This is a genomic window from Embleya sp. NPDC020886 (assembly GCF_044333915.1).
Taxonomy (GTDB): Bacteria; Actinomycetota; Actinomycetes; order Streptomycetales; family Streptomycetaceae; genus Embleya.
Map to the genome: position 1 here is coordinate 1 of NZ_JBIRRX010000029.1, position 16,730 is coordinate 16,730.

Consider the following 16,730-nt stretch of genomic DNA (forward strand, 5'->3'; position numbering starts at 1 on the left):
ACCACTTTTTTGTTCCGTCGCGGGCTCCTCCACAAAAAAGTGGCCCCTCGCTCGTGACTTCGTGTCCCTGCGCTTCGCTCCGGGCCACGAAGTCTGTGTTTTGCGGCTCCGCCGCTCTCCGCGCTGCGCGCGTCGATCACCGGGGTGAGCCGGAGTCGGGGGCGCTGACGCGCCGGTGGGGGGTGTGGGGGTGGGGCTGGGGCGTGGGTTGGTGGGTGGTCTGTTGTCGTTGACGTCGGCTGCGCGTTGGCGTTCGGCTTCGGGGCGGTGTCGTGTGTTCGACGCTGCCGTGTGTCTGCCAGGCGTCGGCTGCGGGCTTGCCGCCGCTTGTTCGTTGTGGGGCGATTGCCTGGCTGATGCCGAGCGCTGGATGGTCGTTCGTGTGGGACCGATGCCGTCCGCTTATGTGCCTACCGCCGCCGGGCCTCGTGGTGTCGAGTGCCCGTTGTCTGTTTGGCCGTGCGGGCCGGCGGGTTGCCTGGTTGGGGTGATGGGGGTGAGGGGAGTCCCTCGGGTTAAAGTGATATCACTTTGCTATGGTTGTGATGACAGGTTGAATCAAGGGGAGTGATCGCATGGGTGACATCGGTTCCGAGTCCATAGTGGTGATGCCGGCGCCTCAGGTGCGGGAGCGGCTGGTGTCCGGGGTGTCCGGGTTTTGGGCTGTTGCGGTTGTGGCGCTTTGTGCGGGTGGTGGGGCCGGGCTCATCGGCCTTGGGCTGTTGTCGGAGGGTGGGCAGCGGACGGTGGGGATGGCGGCCGGGATTGTGGTTGCCGCGCTGGCGTTGGCCTCGCTTCTCGGGTTGACCACCGTGGCGCCGGGTGAGGCTCGGGTGCTTCAGCTTTTCGGGCATTACAAGGGGACGTTGCGTACCGACGGGCTGCGTTGGGTGAATCCGTTCACCGACCGGACCAAGGTCTCCACTCGGATTCGCAACCACGAGACGCAGACCGCCAAGGTCAACGACCACGACGGCAATCCGATCGAGATCGCCGCGGTCGTGGTGTGGCAGGTCAAGGACACCGCGCAGGCCAAGTTCGAGGTGGACGACTTCGAGGAGTTCGTCGCGATTCAGACCGAGACCGCGGTGCGGCACATCGCCAACAGTTATCCGTACGACGACCATGGCAACGGCGGTATGTCGCTGCGTGACAATGCCGACGAGATCACCGGCAAGCTCTCCGCGGAGATCGGTGCGCGGGTCGCCTCGGCCGGGGTCGGCGTGGTCGAGTCGCGGATCACCCGGCTGGCCTACGCGCCGGAGATCGCCCAGGCGATGTTGCGTCGCCAGCAGGCGGGCGCGGTGGTCGCGGCCCGGCAGCGGATCGTCGAGGGCGCGGTGGGTATGGTCGAACTCGCGCTGAACCGACTGGAAGAGGGCGACCTGGTGGAGCTGGACGACGACCGTCGCGCGGCGATGGTCAGCAACCTGCTCGTGGTGTTGTGCAGCGACCAGGCCACCCAGCCGGTGGTCAACACCGGTTCCCTCTACGCGTAGTCGGTCCCGGTGACCGAGCGCAAGAAGATCCTGCTTCGCCTGGACCCGGCGGTCCACGACGCGATCGCCAAGTGGGCCGCCGACGAACTGCGAAGCACCAACGCGCAGATCGAGTTCCTGTTGCGACGCGCGCTGGGCGACGCGGGCCGGATGCCGGGCAACGCCGGCCGTCCGGCCCGCCGGGGTCGACCTCCCAGGGCGAGTTCAGCGCCCACCGGTGATACCGAGCCCGTCGGAGGCGACGGTGGCGATCGAGACGACCCTGGCGGTGCTCGCGGCGGTGGCGGGAGCGGTGGCGACCCTGGCGACGTCGGTACCGCGCCGTGACCACAGACCCGAAGACGATGTGACGCCGTGGCGCCGAGGCGGGCGACGTGAACCCAATTCCGGAGGTCGACGTGCACGTGTCCCTGACCCGGCGAGTGTTCCTGCTCGCCTACAGTCCCGAGCGGCGACGGCTGTCGAGCCGGGAACGCCTCGGGGTGACGCTCCAGGCGGCGGCCCTGTACGAGTTGTACGCCCAGGGCCTGATCCGTGACCACACCGGCAAGGTGACCGCGACCGCGGTGCGAGGCCGTGCGCCCGACTGCGACCTGGCGGCGGACCTGTTGGCCCGGATCACCGCGAGCGAGCGCGCACACTCCTGGGGTTACTGGGTCCGCAAGGGCGAACGGCAGGCCACCGACCGAGTCGGGGCCACGCTCGAACGCGAGCGGGTGATCAGGTTCGAGCCGCACCGCCTGCTGGGCATCGTGCCGACCCGGCGCATGCTCCTGCGGCAACCGCGACTGCGCGCCGCCGCGACCAAGGCGGTGCGCGACGCCCTCAAGGCGACCCGGCCGGTCGACCGGGTCCCGGCGGTGGACGCGGCCCTGGTCGCGCTGACCTACGAGGGCGAACTGCGGGTGGTCCTCGGCCGCCGGGAACGCCGGGCCGCCCGGGGCCGCGTCGATGCACTGGAGGCCGGTCTGGGCCCGGTGCCCGAGGCGTTGCGCAAGGCGGTCCGGCGGCAGAAGAGCAGGGCCGCCGGGGCCGCCGGCTGATCCGGCTTGACCCGGTCCGTACTGTCGAAGGATGACCTCCCGCACCGCCACCGACGCGACCTCGCCTGCGCTGCCCGGATCCCTCGCGCGGTTGTTGCCCGGCCCGCAGGGACGCGCGGTGTGGTTGGTGCTGGCGAGCGCGTGCTCGATCCAGTTCGGTGCGGCGTTCGCGGCCCGGTTGTTCCCCTACGTCGGCCCGGCCGGCGCGGTCACGCTGCGCCTGGTGTTCGCCGCGACCATCCTGCTCGCCTTCGCCCGGCCCCGGCTGCGCGGGCGCAGTCGCGCGGACTGGGTCGTGGTGGTCGGCCTGGGCGTGACGTTCGCGGGCATGAACATGTTCTTCTACGAGGCGATCGCCCGACTGCCGCTGGGCCCGGCGGTCACGCTGGAGTTCCTCGGGCCGCTCGGCCTGGCCGTGGTGTTGTCCCGTCGGCTGCGCGACATGACGTGGATCGTGCTCGCCGCCGTCGGTGTGCTGCTCCTGGGGCGCGGCGGCTTCAGCGGGCTGGATCCGGTCGGCGTCGCCTTCGTGATGGCGGCGGCGGCCTGCTGGGCGGGCTACATCATGGTCGCCTCGAAGACCGCCGAACGCTTCGACGGCGTCGAGGGCCTGGCGCTCGGCTTCGCGGTGGCCGCGGTCCTGGTCACCCCGTTCGGCGTGGCCACCGCCAAAAGCGCCCTGCTGGAGCCCAACGTGCTCGCCCTGGGGGCCTGCGTCGCGCTGTTGTCCTCGGCGCTGCCGTACAGCTTCGAGATGCTCGCGATGAAACACCTGACGCCCGCGACGTTCGGGCTGCTGGCCAGCCTGGAACCGGCCGTGGCCGCGATCGCCGGATTCGTCGTGCTGCATCAGTCGCTCGTGCCGATCCAGATCGCCGGCATCGCGCTCGTGGTGATCGCCAGCGCCGGCGTCACCGTGGCCCAGTCGCCTCGGCGGGTTCGGGCGAGGTCCGATACAGCCGGGCCCGAGCCCGATCCACGACCAACTCCCCCCGCAGGTGCCATCCCCACTCCGGCCGCAGCACCGGACGCTTGTGTGGAGTCACCACCACGAACGCGGTCGTGACCTCGGTCAGCGCGTAGGCCAGCGCGGGCAGTCGGGACTCGGCGAGCAGGTGCAGTGCGTAACTGCACACCACGAGCGAGTACGCGCGGCCCGCCAGCGCACCCGCCGCGATCTCCTCGAAGCGCAGCGCCTCGGCCGGTGTCCCGGTCCGCTCGCGATAGGCGACCCCCGTGTACGGATCGATGCCGGAGATCTCGCGTGCGCCGAGCTCGCGCAATGCCAGCGTGGCCTCGCCACTGCCGCAGGCCAGGTCGAGCACGCGGTCGAGGAGCTCGGGCTCGGCAGCCACCGGCTGTGCCAACGCCTGCGCCAGCACCGCCCGTACCCGCGGCTCGTGCGGGTTGCGGTAGCGCGCCCCGTGGGTGGCGTAGAAGCCCTCGGCTCCCAGTTCCTCGTAGGCGGGGCGGATCTTGTCCATGACCTCGATTGTCCACCGTCTACTTCTCGGTATCGCGCTTCGCCCCGGGGGTACGGCCGAACCGCAACCAACGCTTCCAGGCGCCCTTCGGCTTGGGCTGGTCGCGCATCCGGACGTACGGCTCCAGGGTCGGCGGGTGGCCACCGGCGATCGCCCGGGCCCGCTCCATCTCGGCGTTGTACTCCGCGCCGAGCAGGATCGCCATGTTGGTCAACCACAACCAGACCAGGAAGACGATCACCGCGGCGAGCGTGCCGTAGGTCTTGTTGTAGGTGCTGAAATTGGCCACGTAGTAGGCGAACGCGGCGGAGAACAGGGCCCACAGCAGCACCGCGAGGACGCCGCCGGGAGTGATCCAGCGAAAACCCTGCTTGGCGTTCGGCGCCGCCCAGTAGAGCAGCGCGAACAGGAAGTTGACCACCACGATCAGCACCGGCCACTTCGCGTAGTCCCACAACAGCACGCCCGCCTCGCCCACCCCCAGCGCGTGGCCGGCCTGTTTGGCCAGTGAGCCGGTGAACACCACCGCGATCGCGCAGATCGACAGCAACAGCAGGGTCACCACGGTCACCGCGATCCGGGTGGGCACCGTCTTCCACAGCGGCCGGCCCTCGGGCACGTCGTAGATCGTGTTGCACGCGCGCATGAACGCGGCGACGTAGCCGGACGCCGACCACAACGCCAGGCCCAGGCCGGCCAGGGCGAGCGGGCCCGCGGCGCCCCGGCTGTGTTCGAGGTTGCGGATCGCGTCGATCACGATCTGGTGCGTCTCGCTGGGCGCCACGCTCTGCACGTTCTCGGTCAGCGCGTCGGTGGCGGAGCGACCGGCCAGGCCGACCAGCGAGACCACGACCAGCAGCGCCGGGAAGATCGACAACACGCTCTGGTAGGTGAGTGCGGCGGCCCAGATGTTGAGGTCGTCCTCCTTGAACTCGCGGATCGTGCGCCACGCGGCCTTGAACCACGACGAGGTCGGCAGGTCGGTCGGCCGGTCCGGGAGGTGCTCCTCGGCCGGCGGTCGGCCGGCGTCGGAGTGTTCGGTCTTGGCGAGGTCCACCGCGGCGGTGGGCGGAGGTTCGGGGTTCGGGCGGTGGGTCTCGCGTGGGCCCGGGACCTTCGCGGCCGGCGCGTCGGGCTCCTTCGACTGCTCGATGGGCGCGGCGGTACGGTCGCCGACGCCGCGTAACGAGCGGGCGATTTGCTCCTCGCGCTCGGCTCGTGCCCGGCGTTCGTCTCGTGCGTTCTGCCGCCTGCCCATGTGCCGGCCCCCAACGTCGTCCCGCGATGGCCGGCGTCTACCCGGCGGCGGTCGGCACATGCGGTGTGGGACACGGGTTGTGCCGCGGGGTCAGCGGCGCGGCGCGTACATGATCAGGGCGACGCCGGCCAGGCAGACGGTTGCCCCGGCCAGGTCCCAGCGGTCCGGCCGGAAACCGTCCACGGCCATCCCCCACGCGAGTGAACCGGCGACGAAGACACCGCCGTACGCGGCCAGGATCCGGCCGAAGTTCGCGTCCGGCTGGAGGGTGGCCACGAAGCCGTACACGCCCAGCGCGATCACCCCGAGGCCGGCCACCCACCACGGGCGATGCTCGCGTACGGACTGCCAGACCAGCCAGGCGCCGCCGATCTCGGCGAGGGCGGCGAGGACGAACAGGAGCAGCGAGCGCGCGACGATCATGGACGTACGGTAGGGGCGGGATCGGGAGCTCGGGGCTTCGCGTACGGGCGGGCCGCGGACCCGCGCGGGCCGGCGCGCGAGGCACGAACGTGGACGTACGTCGTGGGCGACGGCGAGGGCTCGGTAAACTCGCCGCTCGTGACGTCCCAGCCTGTGCGCAAACCCCGCATTCCGAACGTTCTGGCCAACCGCTACGCCTCCCCGGCGCTGGCCACGCTGTGGTCCCCCGAGCACAAGGTGGTGCTGGAGCGCCGACTGTGGCTCGCGGTGCTGCGTGCCCAGGCCGACCTGGGCATCGACGTGCCCGAGGGTGCGGTCGCCGACTACGAGCGGGTGATCGACCAGGTCGACCTGGCCTCGATCGCCGAGCGCGAGCGGGTCACCCGGCACGACGTCAAGGCCCGGATCGAGGAGTTCAACGCCCTCGCCGGCCACGAGCACGTGCACAAGGGCATGACCTCGCGCGACCTGACCGAGAACGTCGAGCAGTTGCAGATCCGCTCGTCGCTGGAACTGGTCCGCGATCGGGTCGTGGCCCTGCTGGTACGGCTGGCCGAGTTGTCCGCGCAGCACGCCGAGTTGGTGATGGCGGGCCGTTCGCACAACGTCGCCGCGCAGGCCACCACGCTGGGCAAGCGGTTCGCCTCGGCGACCGACGAACTGCTGGTCGCCTACCACCGCCTCGACGACCTGATCACCCGTTACCCGCTGCGTGGGATCAAGGGCCCGGTGGGCACCGCGCAGGACATGCTCGACCTGCTCGGCGGCGACGAGGAGAAGCTGGCCGAGTTGGAGGGGCGTGTCGCGGCGCACCTGGGCTTCGAGCACGCGTTCGTCTCGGTCGGCCAGGTCTACCCGCGCTCGCTCGACTACGACGTGGTGACCGCGCTGGTGCAACTGGCCGCGGCGCCCTCGTCGTTGGCCAAGACGATCCGGCTGATGGCCGGGCACGAGCTGGTCACCGAGGGCTTCCAGCCCGGCCAGGTCGGCTCGTCCGCGATGCCGCACAAGATGAACACGCGCTCGTGCGAACGGGTCAACGGCTTCACGGTGATCCTGCGCGGCTACGCGTCGATGGTCGGCGAACTCGCGGGCGACCAGTGGAACGAGGGCGACGTGTCCTGCTCGGTCGTGCGGCGGGTGGCGCTGCCGGACGCGTTCTTCGCGTTCGACGGCCTGATCGAGACGTTCCTGACCGTGCTGGAGGAGTTCGGCGCGTTCCCGGCCGTGGTCGCCCGCGAGCTGGACCGCTACCTGCCCTTCCTGGCCACGACCAAGGTGCTGATGGCCGCGATCCGCGGCGGGGTCGGACGCGAGGCCGGGCACGAGGTGATCAAGGAGCACGCGGTCGCCTCCGCGCTGGCGCTGCGCGAGGGCGTCGAGCGCAACGAACTGCTCGACCGCCTGGCCGCCGACGACCGCCTCCCACTGGACCGCGCGGCCCTGGACACGCTCCTCGCCGACCGGCTCTCCTTCACCGGCGCGGCGGCAGCCCAGGTGGCAGAGGTGGTCCGACGCGTGGAGACGATCGCCGCCAAGCACCCGGAAGCAGCGAAGTACCGCCCGGGCGCAATCCTGTAACCCCACACCCACGACCCCGCCCCAACCCGCCGGCCCCGCCCCACCCCACCGCGTCCCGACCCTGACCGCTTCGCCGGGCCCCGCGCCCGAGCCGTTTCGCCGGCCCCGCCCCCTGGCCGCCCCGCCCGCCCTCCCCACCCCGCCGCCGGATGGTTGCTCAGGGTGTGGACCGGGCGGAGTGGGGCGATGGTGCTGGGGGATGGCGTTGGCGTGAGGAGTGGTGGGTGTGGGGTTGTTGTTCGGTGATGTGGCCGTTGCGTCTCGGGAGATTGCCGGGGAGGCGGGGCGGAGTGCGAAGGCGGAGTTGGTGGCCGGGTGTTTGCGGCGCGCGGATCCGGCGGAGGCGACCGTCGTGGTGGCCTATCTGGCCGGTGCGTTGACCCAGCGGCAGATCGGGGTCGGGCCCGCCGCGTTGCGCGAGTTGCCGGCGCCGGCCGCCGAGCCGTCGTTGACGTTGCTGGAGGTGGATGCCGCGCTGGAGGCGATCGGGAGCACCACCGGCGCCGGGTCGCAGGCCGCCCGACGGGCGCTGCTCGAAGCGTTGTTCGCCCGGGCCACCGCCGTCGAGCAGCGGTTCCTGATCGGATTGCTGGTCGGCGAGGTGCGCCAAGGCGCGCTGGACGGCGTGATGGCGGACGCCGTCGCGCGGGCCGCCGAGGTCCCGCCGGCGGCGGTACGCCGGGCGCTGATGTTGCGTGGCGCCGCCGGCCCGGTGGCCGCCGCGGCGCTGGCCGGCGGCACGGCCGCGCTCGCCGCGTTCACGCTGGAGGTGGGCCACCCGGTGCGCCCGATGCTGGCCGCCTCGGCGCCGGACGTGCCCGCCGCGCTGGCCAAGCTGCGGGCCAAGGACCCGGAGGCCGAGGTCGCGCTGGAATGGAAGATCGACGGCATCCGGGTACAGATCCACCGTGACGGCGACCGGGTCGCGGTGTTCACCCGCAGCCTGGACGACATCACCACGCGCGTCCCGGAACTGGTCGAGCTGGTGCGCGCGCTGCCGGGGCGTACCGCGGTGCTGGACGGCGAGGCGATCGCCCTGCGCCCGGACGGCCGGCCGCACCCGTTCCAGATCACCGCGTCCCGGACCGGCACCCGCGACGCCGCGCGGCTGCGGGCCGAGACGCCGTTGACGGTGTACCTGTTCGACGTGTTGCACGTGGACGGCGCGGACCTGATCGACCGACCGGGCGCCGAGCGCTGGGCCGCGCTCGAAGCGCTCGCGCCGGCCGAGCTGTTGGTGCCTCGGCTGGTCACCGGGGACGACGCGGCCGCGAACGCGTTCTTCGCCGACGCGGTCGCGCGTGGGCACGAGGGCGTGCTGGTCAAGTCGCCGGACACCCCCTACACGGCGGGTCGGCGCGGCGCCGGGTGGGTCAAGGTCAAGCCGCGGCACACCCTGGACCTGGTGGTGCTGGCCGCCGAGTGGGGCCACGGGCGTCGGCGCGGGACGCTGAGCAATCTGCACCTGGGCGCTCGGGATCCGGGCGGGGACGGGTTCGTGATGCTCGGCAAGACGTTCAAGGGGCTCACCGACGAGTTGCTCGCGTGGCAGACCGAGCGGTTGCAGGAATTGGCCGTCCGCCGCGACGACTGGACCGTATGGGTACGGCCCGAACTCGTGGTCGAGATCGCCTTCGACGGCCTGCAGACCAGTACCCGCTATCCGGGCGGATTGGCACTGCGGTTCGCCCGGGTGCTGCGCTACCGCGAGGACAAGACCGCGGCAGAGGCGGACGACATGGACACGGTCCGCGCGTTGGCCGCCGATCGACCCGATCGACCCGATCGACCCGATCGACCCGATCGACCCGATCGACCCGATCGACCCGACTGAGCCGACCGAGTCGACCGACCCGACCGACCCGGCCGAGCCCAGTCCGCCGACGCCGCCCGGGTCACCCCGCCCCGCCCCCGCGCGGCCGATACAGGGCCCGCGCGTTGTCGTGCAGCACGGCGCCGGCCAGATCCGGGCCGGCCGCCTCCGCGATCAGGTCGAGATCGCTGTCCCGGAACGGCCTGGGCGCCCGGGTGGACGGCAGGTCGGTACCGGCCACCAGCGCGTGCGGGGCGACGGCGAGCACGGCCCGCAGCGCGGCGGGTACGTCCAGGTCGCCCCGGCCGAAACCGGTGGCCTTGACGTAGGCCCCGCGCTCGACCAGGCGCAGCAGTTGCGGCAGGCCCTCCCGGGACAGGCCCAGGTGGTCGATGCTCAGCTTCGGCAGCGTGGCCACGACGGGCGCCAGGTCGGGCAGGTCGCGGGCGTCGAGGTACAACTCGACATGCCACCCGACCAGGTCGTGCACCCGACGGGCGAGCCGGGGCAACTCCTCGATCCGCGCGGATCCGCCACGACGGATGTTGAACCGGATCGCCCGCACGCCCGCCGCGTCCAGCTCGCGGATCGTGTGATCCGCGACGTCGGCCGGGAGTCGGGCGACCCCCACGAAGCCCGGACCCAGCCGGCGCAGCGCGTCGAGCAGATGGGTGCGATCGAGGCCCTGGAACGAGCCGGACACCACCGCGCCACCGGTCACGCCGAGCGAGGCGACCCGGGCCAGGTAGTCGGCGACGGTGAAGGTCGGCGGCAGGTAGCCGTGATTGGCGACGAGCGGGAAGCGCGGATCGACGATGTGCAGGTGCGCGTCGAACACCGACCGCATGACCGCCGAACGCCCGGTCACCGGCTGCTCGCGGGTGTGCGCCGACGCGGATCGAACACGACACGGCCTCCGATGCGGCGCGGGAACGGCTCGGTCACGCATACCGTAATCGCTCGACCACGCCGCATCCGGTAACGGCTCGACGACGCCGGGCCACCGGAGCCGCATAACGTATCCAAGAGCCCGCCGGCAGGCGAGTATTGGTGCCGGCCGTTCCGGGCAGGCGCCTGGCGCGGAGAGCGTCGACGAAGGTGGGGAGGGCCGAGGACGATGGCCGAGTTGTTGCTCGGTCCCGTGCTGCGGCACGTGGATCGTACGAGTGCCACCGTGTGGGTGGAGACCGACGGGCCGTGCGTGGTGACCGTGGCGTGCGAGGACGGCGCGGCCGATGCCGGCACCTGGAACGTGTTCGGGCACCACTACGTGCTGGTGGTGCTCGACGGGCTGGCCCCCGGGCGGTCGCGGGAGTACCGGGTGCTGCTGGACGGGCGGGTGTGCTGGCCGCAGGAGCACTCGACCCAGCCGCCGAGCGTGCTGCGTACCGCCTCGGACGAGGTCCAGCGGGACCTGAACGTGGTGTTCGGGTCCTGTCGCTGGTCGAGTCCGCCGAGCACCGAGGCGGGCGAGGAGCGCCGGATGGACCCGGACGCGCTGGACACGCTGGCCCGCCGGCTGATGCGCTCGCCGGAGGAACCGCTGCCGGACGCCCTGCTGTTGCTCGGCGATCAGGTGTACGCGGACGAGACCTCGCGCGCGATGCGGAACCGGCTCGCGCGGCGGCGTGACCTGACCAAGGCGCCGGGGCCGCAGATCGCCGACTTCGAGGAGTACACGCTGCTCTATCACGAGTCGTGGTCCGATCCACAGATCCGTTGGTTGTTGTCCACGGTGCCGAGCGCGATGATCTTCGACGACCACGACGTGATCGACGACTGGAACACCTCGCACGCGTGGCGCACCGAGATGGCCGCCACCGACTGGTGGTCCGAGCGGATCGCGGGCGCGCTCGCGTCGTACTGGATCTACCAGCACGTGGGCAATCTCGACCCGGCCGCGCTGGCGCGCGACGAACTGCTCGCGGCGGTCCGGGCGGCGGCGCCGGGCGAGGATGTCGGGCCGCTGCTACACGAGTTCGCCCTGCGTGCGGACGCCGAGGCGGACGGCAAAAGCGGGACGCGGTGGAGTTATCGACGCGACTTCGGCCGGACCCGCCTGTTGATGGTCGACTCGCGCGCGGGCCGGGTGCTCACCGGCGACGGCCGGGCGATGATCGGCGCGGACGAGCTGGCCTGGATCACCGAACAGGCGGACGAGGGCGGCTACGACCACCTGCTGATCGGCACCTCGCTGCCCTGGCTGCTGCCGCACGGCATCCACGACCTGGAGTCGTGGAACGAGGCGCTGTGCGCGGGTGCCCGGGGGCCGCGGGTCGCGGCGTGCAGCGAGTGGCTGCGACGGGCGGGCGACCTGGAGCACTGGGCCGCGTTCCGTGAGTCGTTCGAGGCGTTGTCCGCGCTGATCGGCCGGATCGCCCTGCACGGGCCCCGCGCGGGTGGGCCGCCGCCGGCGACCGTGTGCGTGTTGTCCGGGGACGTGCACCACGCGTACGCGGCCGAGGTGTATTGGCCCGTCCCGGGGGAGGGGCCGGGGGCCGGGGACGACCCGGGCGAGTCGGCCCGGGTCTACCAGTTGACCTGCTCGCCGGTGCACAACTCGGTCCCGCCCGCGATCCGGGTCGGCTTCCGTTTCGGCTGGGGCCGCACCGCGACCGGACTGGGCCGCGTCCTGGCCCGACACGCGCGACTGGCCCCGCTGCCGGTCGAGTGGACGAAGCTGGGCGGACCATGGTTCGGCAACCATCTGATGACGCTCACGCTGCGCGGCCGCCGGGCCGGCCTGGCACTGGACCGCGCCCAGGGCGGCGGGCGAAACCGCGCCGCGTACCTGCGCCGGGTGGGCCGGGCGACCCTACGGGAGCGATGAGCGCGGTTCTCCACGCCGGCCCACCCCGGCACCCGCGACGGGCGCGCAGCGGGCTCAGGCGTGGTCGATCACCACATTGCCCATGAAGCCGCCCTGGCGGTAGAAGGATCATGCGAGCGGCGCCCGAGCCGGACGATTCCCGCGAGGGAATTGCCGGCGATACCCTCGGCTGCCTAGAACTGCCCCATGAGCACCACGACGACCCGGACCCACGGCCCGGACTTCCCCGCCGAGTTGCGCCGCTGGCGCACCGCCCGACGGCTGAGCCAACTCGAACTCGCCGCCCGCGCGGAGACCTCCCAACGGCATCTCAGCTTCATCGAGAGCGGCCGATCCCGCCCCGGCCGCACGATGATCATCCGACTCGCCGAATCGCTCGGCCTGTCCCTGCGCGAGCGCAACGCGCTGCTGCACACCGCCGGATACGCGCCGGTCTTCCCCGAATCCGACCTGGACGCACCGATGTTGCGCCCGGTCCACGACGCGCTGCGCGCGGTACTCGAAGGCCATCTGCCCTACCCGGCGATGGTGTTGCGTCCGTACGGGCAGATCGTGGCCGCGAACGCGGCGATCGACGTGCTGACCGAGGGAGCGTCCCCGGAACTGCTCCGGTCCCCGATGAACATGTTGCGGCTGATGCTGCATCCCGAGGGCATGGCGCCGCGGGTGCGCAACCTGAACGCGTGGGGCCGGCACGTGCTGGAGAACATGCGCGCCCAGGCGCTGCGCAGCCCGGATCCGCTGCTGGACGCCTTCATCGAGGAACTGCGCGGCTACGTCCCGGATGCCGAACTCGGCCCCGACCACCTGGGCTTCGCGGTCCCGCTGCGCCTGGCCGAGCCCGACGGCGCGGGCGAGCTGCGCCTGCTGACCACGCTGACGTCCTTCGCGACGGCCACCGACGTCACCCTGGCAGAACTGCATCTGGAGGCGTTCCTGCCCGCCGACGAGGCCACCGCCGCGGTCCTGCGCCGCCGGGCGACGGCACGCCCTTGAGCGGATCCGCCGGCACGGCCGCCCGCACACGACGAGAGCGCCGTGCCGGCCCGTTTCCGGGACGACAGGCGCTCTCGTCGTGTGCGGTGCCGCAGGCTCAGAAGTCCTCGTCGAAAGACACCGATCCGGTGACCGCGACCTGGTACGCGGAGACCCGCCGCTCGAAGAAGTTGGACAACTCCTGCACGTCCTGGAGCTCCATGAAGCCGAACGGGTTCGCCGAGCCGTAGACCGGGGCCATGCCCAACTGGGCCAGCCGGCGGTCGGCCACGTGCTCCAGGTAGGAGCGCATGTCCACGACCGTCATCCCGGACACGCCGCCCTGGAGCAGATCCTCGGCGAACGCCGTCTCCGCCTCGACCGCCTCGGCCAGCATGCGCCGGACGTCCTCGGCGAGTTCGTCGTCGAACAGGTCCGGCTCCTCGGCCCGCACCGTCTCCACGACGGAGAAGGCGAAGTCCATGTGCGCGGACTCGTCGCGGAAGACCCAGTTGGTGCCCGAGGCGAGACCGTTGAGCAGCCCGCGCGAGCGCAGGAAGTAGACGTAGGCGAAGGCGCCGTAGAAGAACAGGCCCTCGATGCACGCCGCGAAGCAGATCAGGTTGAGCAGGAACTGCCGCCGGTCCTCCCGCGATTCGAGCCGGTCCAGGCCCATCGCCGAGTCGATCCAGCGGAAGCAGAACTCCGCCTTGCGCCGGATCGAGGGAATGTGCTCGACCGCGGCGAACGCCTGCTCGCGCTCCTCGTGGTCGGGCATGTAGGTGTCCAGCAGGGTCAGGTAGAACTGCACATGGACGGCCTCTTCGAAGAGTTGCCGCGACAGGTACAACCGGCCCTCGGGCGAGTTGATGTGCCGGTACAGGTTCAGCACCAGGTTGTTCGCCACGATCGTGTCACCGGTCGCGAAGAACGCGACCAGGCGCTGCACGAGGTGGCGTTCGGCCGGGCTGAGCTTGTCCAGGTCGGCGAGGTCGCTGTGCAGGTCGACCTCTTCGACCGTCCAGGTGTTGCGGATCGCCGCGCGGTACTTCTCGTAGAAGTCCGGATACTGCATCGGACGCAGCGTGAGGTTCATTCCGGGATCGAGCAGGCTCACGTGCACGCCTCACAGGCTTCGGGGTTCTCCAGCGAGCAGGCGATGACCTCGAGGTCCGAGATCTCCTCGACCGGTGCGGCCGCCGCCTGGGCCGGCACGGTCGCCTGCTGGATCCGCGTCGCGGGGCGCGAACGCAGGTAGTACGTGGTCTTCAGGCCGGTCGACCACGCGTAGCGATACATCGAGGACAGCTTGCCGATGGTCGGGTCGGCCATGAACAGGTTCAGCGACTGCGACTGGTCGATGTACGGCGAACGAGCCGCCGCCAGGTCGATCAGCGCGCGCTGCGGAAGCTCCCACGCGGTGCGGTACAACTCGCGCACGTCGTCCGGGAGTTCGGCGATGCCCTGGACCGAGCCCTCGGCACGCTTGATCCGGTCGCGGACCTGCGGGGTCCACAGGCCGCGGGCCTTGAGCTCGCGCACCAGGTAGGCGTTGATCTGGAGGAACTCGCCGGACAACGTCTCGCGCTTGAACAGGTTCGACACCTGCGGCTCGATGCACTCGTAGGCGCCCGCGATCGAGGCGATCGTCGCGGTCGGCGCGATCGCCACCAGCAGCGAGTTGCGCAACCCGTGCTCGGCCACCCGGGTGCGCAGCGCGTCCCAGCGCTTGGTCTGCGTGGGGTACACGCCCTCCCACAGGTCCGGCTGGAGCCGACCGCGCGCGGCGTGCGTCTCGGCGTAGGCCGGGTGCGGGCCGTGCACCTCGGCGAGCGCCGAGGAGGTCTCCAGCGCGGTGAGGTAGATCTCCTCGGAGATCAGCGTGGACAACTCGCGCGCCTCGGCCGAGTCGAACGGCAGGCCGAGCGTGAAGAACACGTCCTGCAGGCCCATCAGACCCAGACCCACCGGACGCCAGCGCGGGTTGGACGCGGCGGCCTGCTCGGTCGGGTAGTAATTGATGTCGATCACGCGGTCCAGGAAGACCACCGCGGTGCGGACCGTCGCGCGCAGCTTGTCCCAGTCCATGCCCTCCCCGGCGACCACGTGCGCGCCGAGGTTGACCGAGCCGAGGTTGCACACGGCCGTCTCGCCGTCGCTGGTGACCTCCAGGATCTCGGTGCACAGGTTGGACAGGTGCACCACGTTGCCCGGCTCCGCGGCCTGGTTGCAGGTGCGGTTGGCGGCGTCCTTGAAGGTCATCCAGCCGTTGCCGGTCTGCGCGAGCGTGCGCATCATCCGGGCGTACAGGTCGCGGGCGGGCAACTGCCGGACGAACCGGCCGTCCCGCTCGGCGGCTTCGTAGACCTTGTCGAACTCGGCGCCCCACAGGTCCGGCAGTTCGGGCAGCTCGTTCGGGTCGAACAGCGACCAGACGCCGTCCTCCTCGACCCGGCGCATGAACAGGTCCGGCACCCAGTTGGCCAGGTTGAGGTTGTGCGCGCGGCGCGCGTCCTCGCCGGTGTTCTCGCGCAGTTCGAGGAACTCCAGGATGTCCGGGTGCCAGGTCTCCAGGTAGACGCAGGCCGCGCCCTTGCGCCGGCCGCCCTGGTTGACCGCGGCCACCGACGAGTCGAGCGTCTTGAGCCACGGCACGATGCCGTTGGAGTGCCCGTTGGTGCCCCGGATCAGCGAGCCGCGCGAACGCACCCGCGACCAGGCCACACCGATGCCGCCGGCGAACTTCGACAGCCGGGCGATCCGCCCGTACATCTCGTAGATCGACTCCAGCTCGTCCTTGGGCGAGTCGAGCAGGTAGCACGAGGACATCTGGGTGTGCACCGTGCCGGAGTTGAACAACGTCGGCGAACTGGGCAGGTAGGCCAGCGAGGACATCAGCCGGTAGAAGCCGATCGCCTCGCCGGGCTCCTGGGCCAGGCCGCATGCGACGCGCAGCAGGAAGTGTTGCGGCGTCTCGACCACCTTGCGCGAGACCGGGTGGCGCAGCAGGTAGCGGTCGTACACGGTGCGCAGGCCGAAGTACTCGAACCGGCGGTCGCCCTCGACGTCCACGGCGGCGTCCAACTCGGCGGCGTGCCGCGCGACGAACGCCGCAGTCTCCGCACCGATGATGCCCTCCCGGCGGCCCAGCGCGATGCCGGCGCTGAACGAACCGGCGCCGGCCTCGAACGCCTCGTCGGCGATCCGGCCGGCGAGCAGGCGCGCGGCGAGCCGCGAGTAGGCGGGCTCCTCGGCGATCAGTTCGGCGGCGGTACGCACCGCCAGGTCCGCGGCGGCGGCCCGGTCCGCGCCCTCGTTCAGACCCGCGACGACCCGGCGGACGACCCGATCCGGATCGACCTCCGGCAGATCGCGCGCCTGGGTGCGCACCAGGGTCGCCAGTTGCTCCTCGGGGCTTTCGTCGATCCGCATCCGGGTCGTGCCCACGCTGTCCACAACGGTCACGTGCTCTCTCCTCGCGAGCTCGTACGTACAGTGACCCCGCGCCCGAGGGCACGGGCAGCCGGCAGGTATTCGGACTCGCGGGCATGCCGGGGCACCACCGGGCACGACGTGCTCGGCGGACCGCGGAGTTCCCCATGGTCGTCGGGCCCCGAATGCCTCTCGGCGTTCGGTGCTCCAGGACGACGTTCGTTCCCGCTCACCGTTGCGGGGCAGTCCCGGCTTCGCACCGGGTTCCCTCTTGCCTCGCCGTTCCGCTGAACTCGGAACGGCGAACCAGCTACGTCGCAGAGCATATATGTAGTGGCGGGGTGGTCGTCGCACCCCCAGGTGTTGTGTCGTGTCGCGGTTCTCGACGTACC

General features: G+C 71.4%; 13 protein-coding genes, 1 pseudogene and 1 riboswitch. Of the genes and pseudogenes, 8 read left to right on the plus strand and 6 right to left on the minus strand.

Going from position 1 to position 16,730, the window contains the following annotated elements; genetic code table 11:
- Positions 1-575: 575 nt before the first annotated feature.
- Genes ACH4U8_RS44905 through ACH4U8_RS44920 form a run of 4 tightly spaced genes read left to right on the plus strand, consistent with a single transcriptional unit; the run spans position 576 to position 3,608 of the window.
- Positions 576-1,499, plus strand: a complete 924-nt coding sequence (locus ACH4U8_RS44905) for an SPFH domain-containing protein (RefSeq protein WP_395784435.1) — start codon at positions 576-578, stop codon at positions 1,497-1,499.
- A 9-nt stretch (positions 1,500-1,508) separates the two neighbouring features.
- On the plus strand, positions 1,509-1,826 hold the full coding sequence (locus ACH4U8_RS44910) for a hypothetical protein (RefSeq protein WP_360320481.1): 318 nt from the start codon (positions 1,509-1,511) through the stop codon (positions 1,824-1,826).
- A gap of 47 nt (positions 1,827-1,873) precedes the next feature.
- Positions 1,874-2,542, plus strand: a complete 669-nt coding sequence (locus tag ACH4U8_RS44915) for a GPP34 family phosphoprotein (protein WP_395784437.1) — start codon at positions 1,874-1,876, stop codon at positions 2,540-2,542.
- Positions 2,543-2,573: 31 nt separating this feature from the next.
- Complete coding sequence (locus ACH4U8_RS44920; protein ID WP_395784439.1) at positions 2,574-3,608, plus strand: EamA family transporter; 1,035 nt, start codon at positions 2,574-2,576, stop codon at positions 3,606-3,608.
- Positions 3,609-3,624: 16 nt separating this feature from the next.
- Here ACH4U8_RS44920 and ACH4U8_RS44925 read toward each other — a convergent pair.
- From ACH4U8_RS44925 to ACH4U8_RS44935, 3 genes and pseudogenes are all read right to left on the minus strand, one after another.
- Positions 3,625-4,026: pseudogene (locus tag ACH4U8_RS44925) on the minus strand (class I SAM-dependent methyltransferase); the annotation flags it as partial.
- A gap of 19 nt (positions 4,027-4,045) precedes the next feature.
- On the minus strand, positions 4,046-5,284 hold the full coding sequence (locus tag ACH4U8_RS44930; protein ID WP_395784441.1) for a YihY/virulence factor BrkB family protein: 1,239 nt from the start codon (positions 5,282-5,284) through the stop codon (positions 4,046-4,048).
- A gap of 90 nt (positions 5,285-5,374) precedes the next feature.
- The gene (locus tag ACH4U8_RS44935; protein ID WP_360320493.1) at positions 5,375-5,707 is read right to left on the minus strand and encodes a YnfA family protein; all 333 of its coding nucleotides are present in this window, start codon (positions 5,705-5,707) and stop codon (positions 5,375-5,377) included.
- Positions 5,708-5,845: 138 nt separating this feature from the next.
- Here ACH4U8_RS44935 and purB point away from each other — a divergent pair, with 138 nt between their 5' ends.
- Together purB and ACH4U8_RS44945 are read left to right on the plus strand one after the other, a co-directional pair.
- The gene (gene purB / locus ACH4U8_RS44940; protein ID WP_360320496.1) at positions 5,846-7,288 is read left to right on the plus strand and encodes an adenylosuccinate lyase; all 1,443 of its coding nucleotides are present in this window, start codon (positions 5,846-5,848) and stop codon (positions 7,286-7,288) included.
- Positions 7,289-7,520: 232 nt separating this feature from the next.
- Positions 7,521-9,122, plus strand: coding sequence for an ATP-dependent DNA ligase (locus ACH4U8_RS44945; protein ID WP_395784507.1), 1,602 nt, complete (start codon positions 7,521-7,523; stop codon positions 9,120-9,122).
- Between the two features lie 61 nt (positions 9,123-9,183).
- On the opposite strand, the gene ACH4U8_RS44950 is transcribed toward ACH4U8_RS44945, so the two are convergent.
- The gene (locus ACH4U8_RS44950; RefSeq protein ID WP_395784443.1) at positions 9,184-9,969 is read right to left on the minus strand and encodes an amidohydrolase family protein; all 786 of its coding nucleotides are present in this window, start codon (positions 9,967-9,969) and stop codon (positions 9,184-9,186) included.
- Positions 9,970-10,218: 249 nt separating this feature from the next.
- On the opposite strand from ACH4U8_RS44950, the gene ACH4U8_RS44955 reads away from it, so the two are divergent.
- Together ACH4U8_RS44955 and ACH4U8_RS44960 are read left to right on the plus strand one after the other, a co-directional pair.
- Positions 10,219-11,931 carry an alkaline phosphatase D family protein gene (locus ACH4U8_RS44955; RefSeq protein WP_395784445.1) on the plus strand — a complete coding sequence of 571 codons (1,713 nt, stop codon included), beginning with the start codon at positions 10,219-10,221 and terminating at the stop codon, positions 11,929-11,931.
- A 186-nt stretch (positions 11,932-12,117) separates the two neighbouring features.
- Positions 12,118-12,927, plus strand: a complete 810-nt coding sequence (locus ACH4U8_RS44960; protein WP_360320508.1) for a helix-turn-helix transcriptional regulator — start codon at positions 12,118-12,120, stop codon at positions 12,925-12,927.
- Positions 12,928-13,024: 97 nt separating this feature from the next.
- Here ACH4U8_RS44960 and ACH4U8_RS44965 read toward each other — a convergent pair whose 3' ends face one another.
- Both ACH4U8_RS44965 and ACH4U8_RS44970 read right to left on the minus strand, forming a co-directional pair.
- Positions 13,025-14,002: a ribonucleotide-diphosphate reductase subunit beta gene (locus ACH4U8_RS44965; RefSeq protein ID WP_395784509.1), complete on the minus strand. Its 978-nt coding sequence runs from the start codon at positions 14,000-14,002 to the stop codon at positions 13,025-13,027.
- Between the two features lie 17 nt (positions 14,003-14,019).
- The gene (locus tag ACH4U8_RS44970; protein ID WP_395784511.1) at positions 14,020-16,338 is read right to left on the minus strand and encodes a ribonucleoside-diphosphate reductase subunit alpha; all 2,319 of its coding nucleotides are present in this window, start codon (positions 16,336-16,338) and stop codon (positions 14,020-14,022) included.
- A gap of 75 nt (positions 16,339-16,413) precedes the next feature.
- Positions 16,414-16,664: riboswitch (cobalamin riboswitch) on the minus strand.
- Between the last annotated feature and the right edge of the window lie 66 nt (positions 16,665-16,730).

What these genes read in the sequence shown, in the direction of transcription:
- ACH4U8_RS44905 (WP_395784435.1), top strand. Translation starts at nt 576, where the DNA reads ATGGGTGACATCGGTTCCGAGTCCATAGTGGTGATGCCGGCGCCTCAG.
- ACH4U8_RS44920 (WP_395784439.1), top strand. Translation starts at nt 2,574, where the DNA reads ATGACCTCCCGCACCGCCACCGACGCGACCTCGCCTGCGCTGCCCGGA.
- ACH4U8_RS44930 (WP_395784441.1), bottom strand. Translation starts at nt 5,284, where the DNA reads ATGGGCAGGCGGCAGAACGCACGAGACGAACGCCGGGCACGAGCCGAG.
- ACH4U8_RS44935 (WP_360320493.1), bottom strand. Translation starts at nt 5,707, where the DNA reads ATGATCGTCGCGCGCTCGCTGCTCCTGTTCGTCCTCGCCGCCCTCGCC.
- ACH4U8_RS44955 (WP_395784445.1), top strand. Translation starts at nt 10,219, where the DNA reads ATGGCCGAGTTGTTGCTCGGTCCCGTGCTGCGGCACGTGGATCGTACG.
- ACH4U8_RS44960 (WP_360320508.1), top strand. Translation starts at nt 12,118, where the DNA reads ATGAGCACCACGACGACCCGGACCCACGGCCCGGACTTCCCCGCCGAG.
- ACH4U8_RS44965 (WP_395784509.1), bottom strand. Translation starts at nt 14,002, where the DNA reads ATGAACCTCACGCTGCGTCCGATGCAGTATCCGGACTTCTACGAGAAG.
- ACH4U8_RS44970 (WP_395784511.1), bottom strand. Translation starts at nt 16,338, where the DNA reads ATGCGGATCGACGAAAGCCCCGAGGAGCAACTGGCGACCCTGGTGCGC.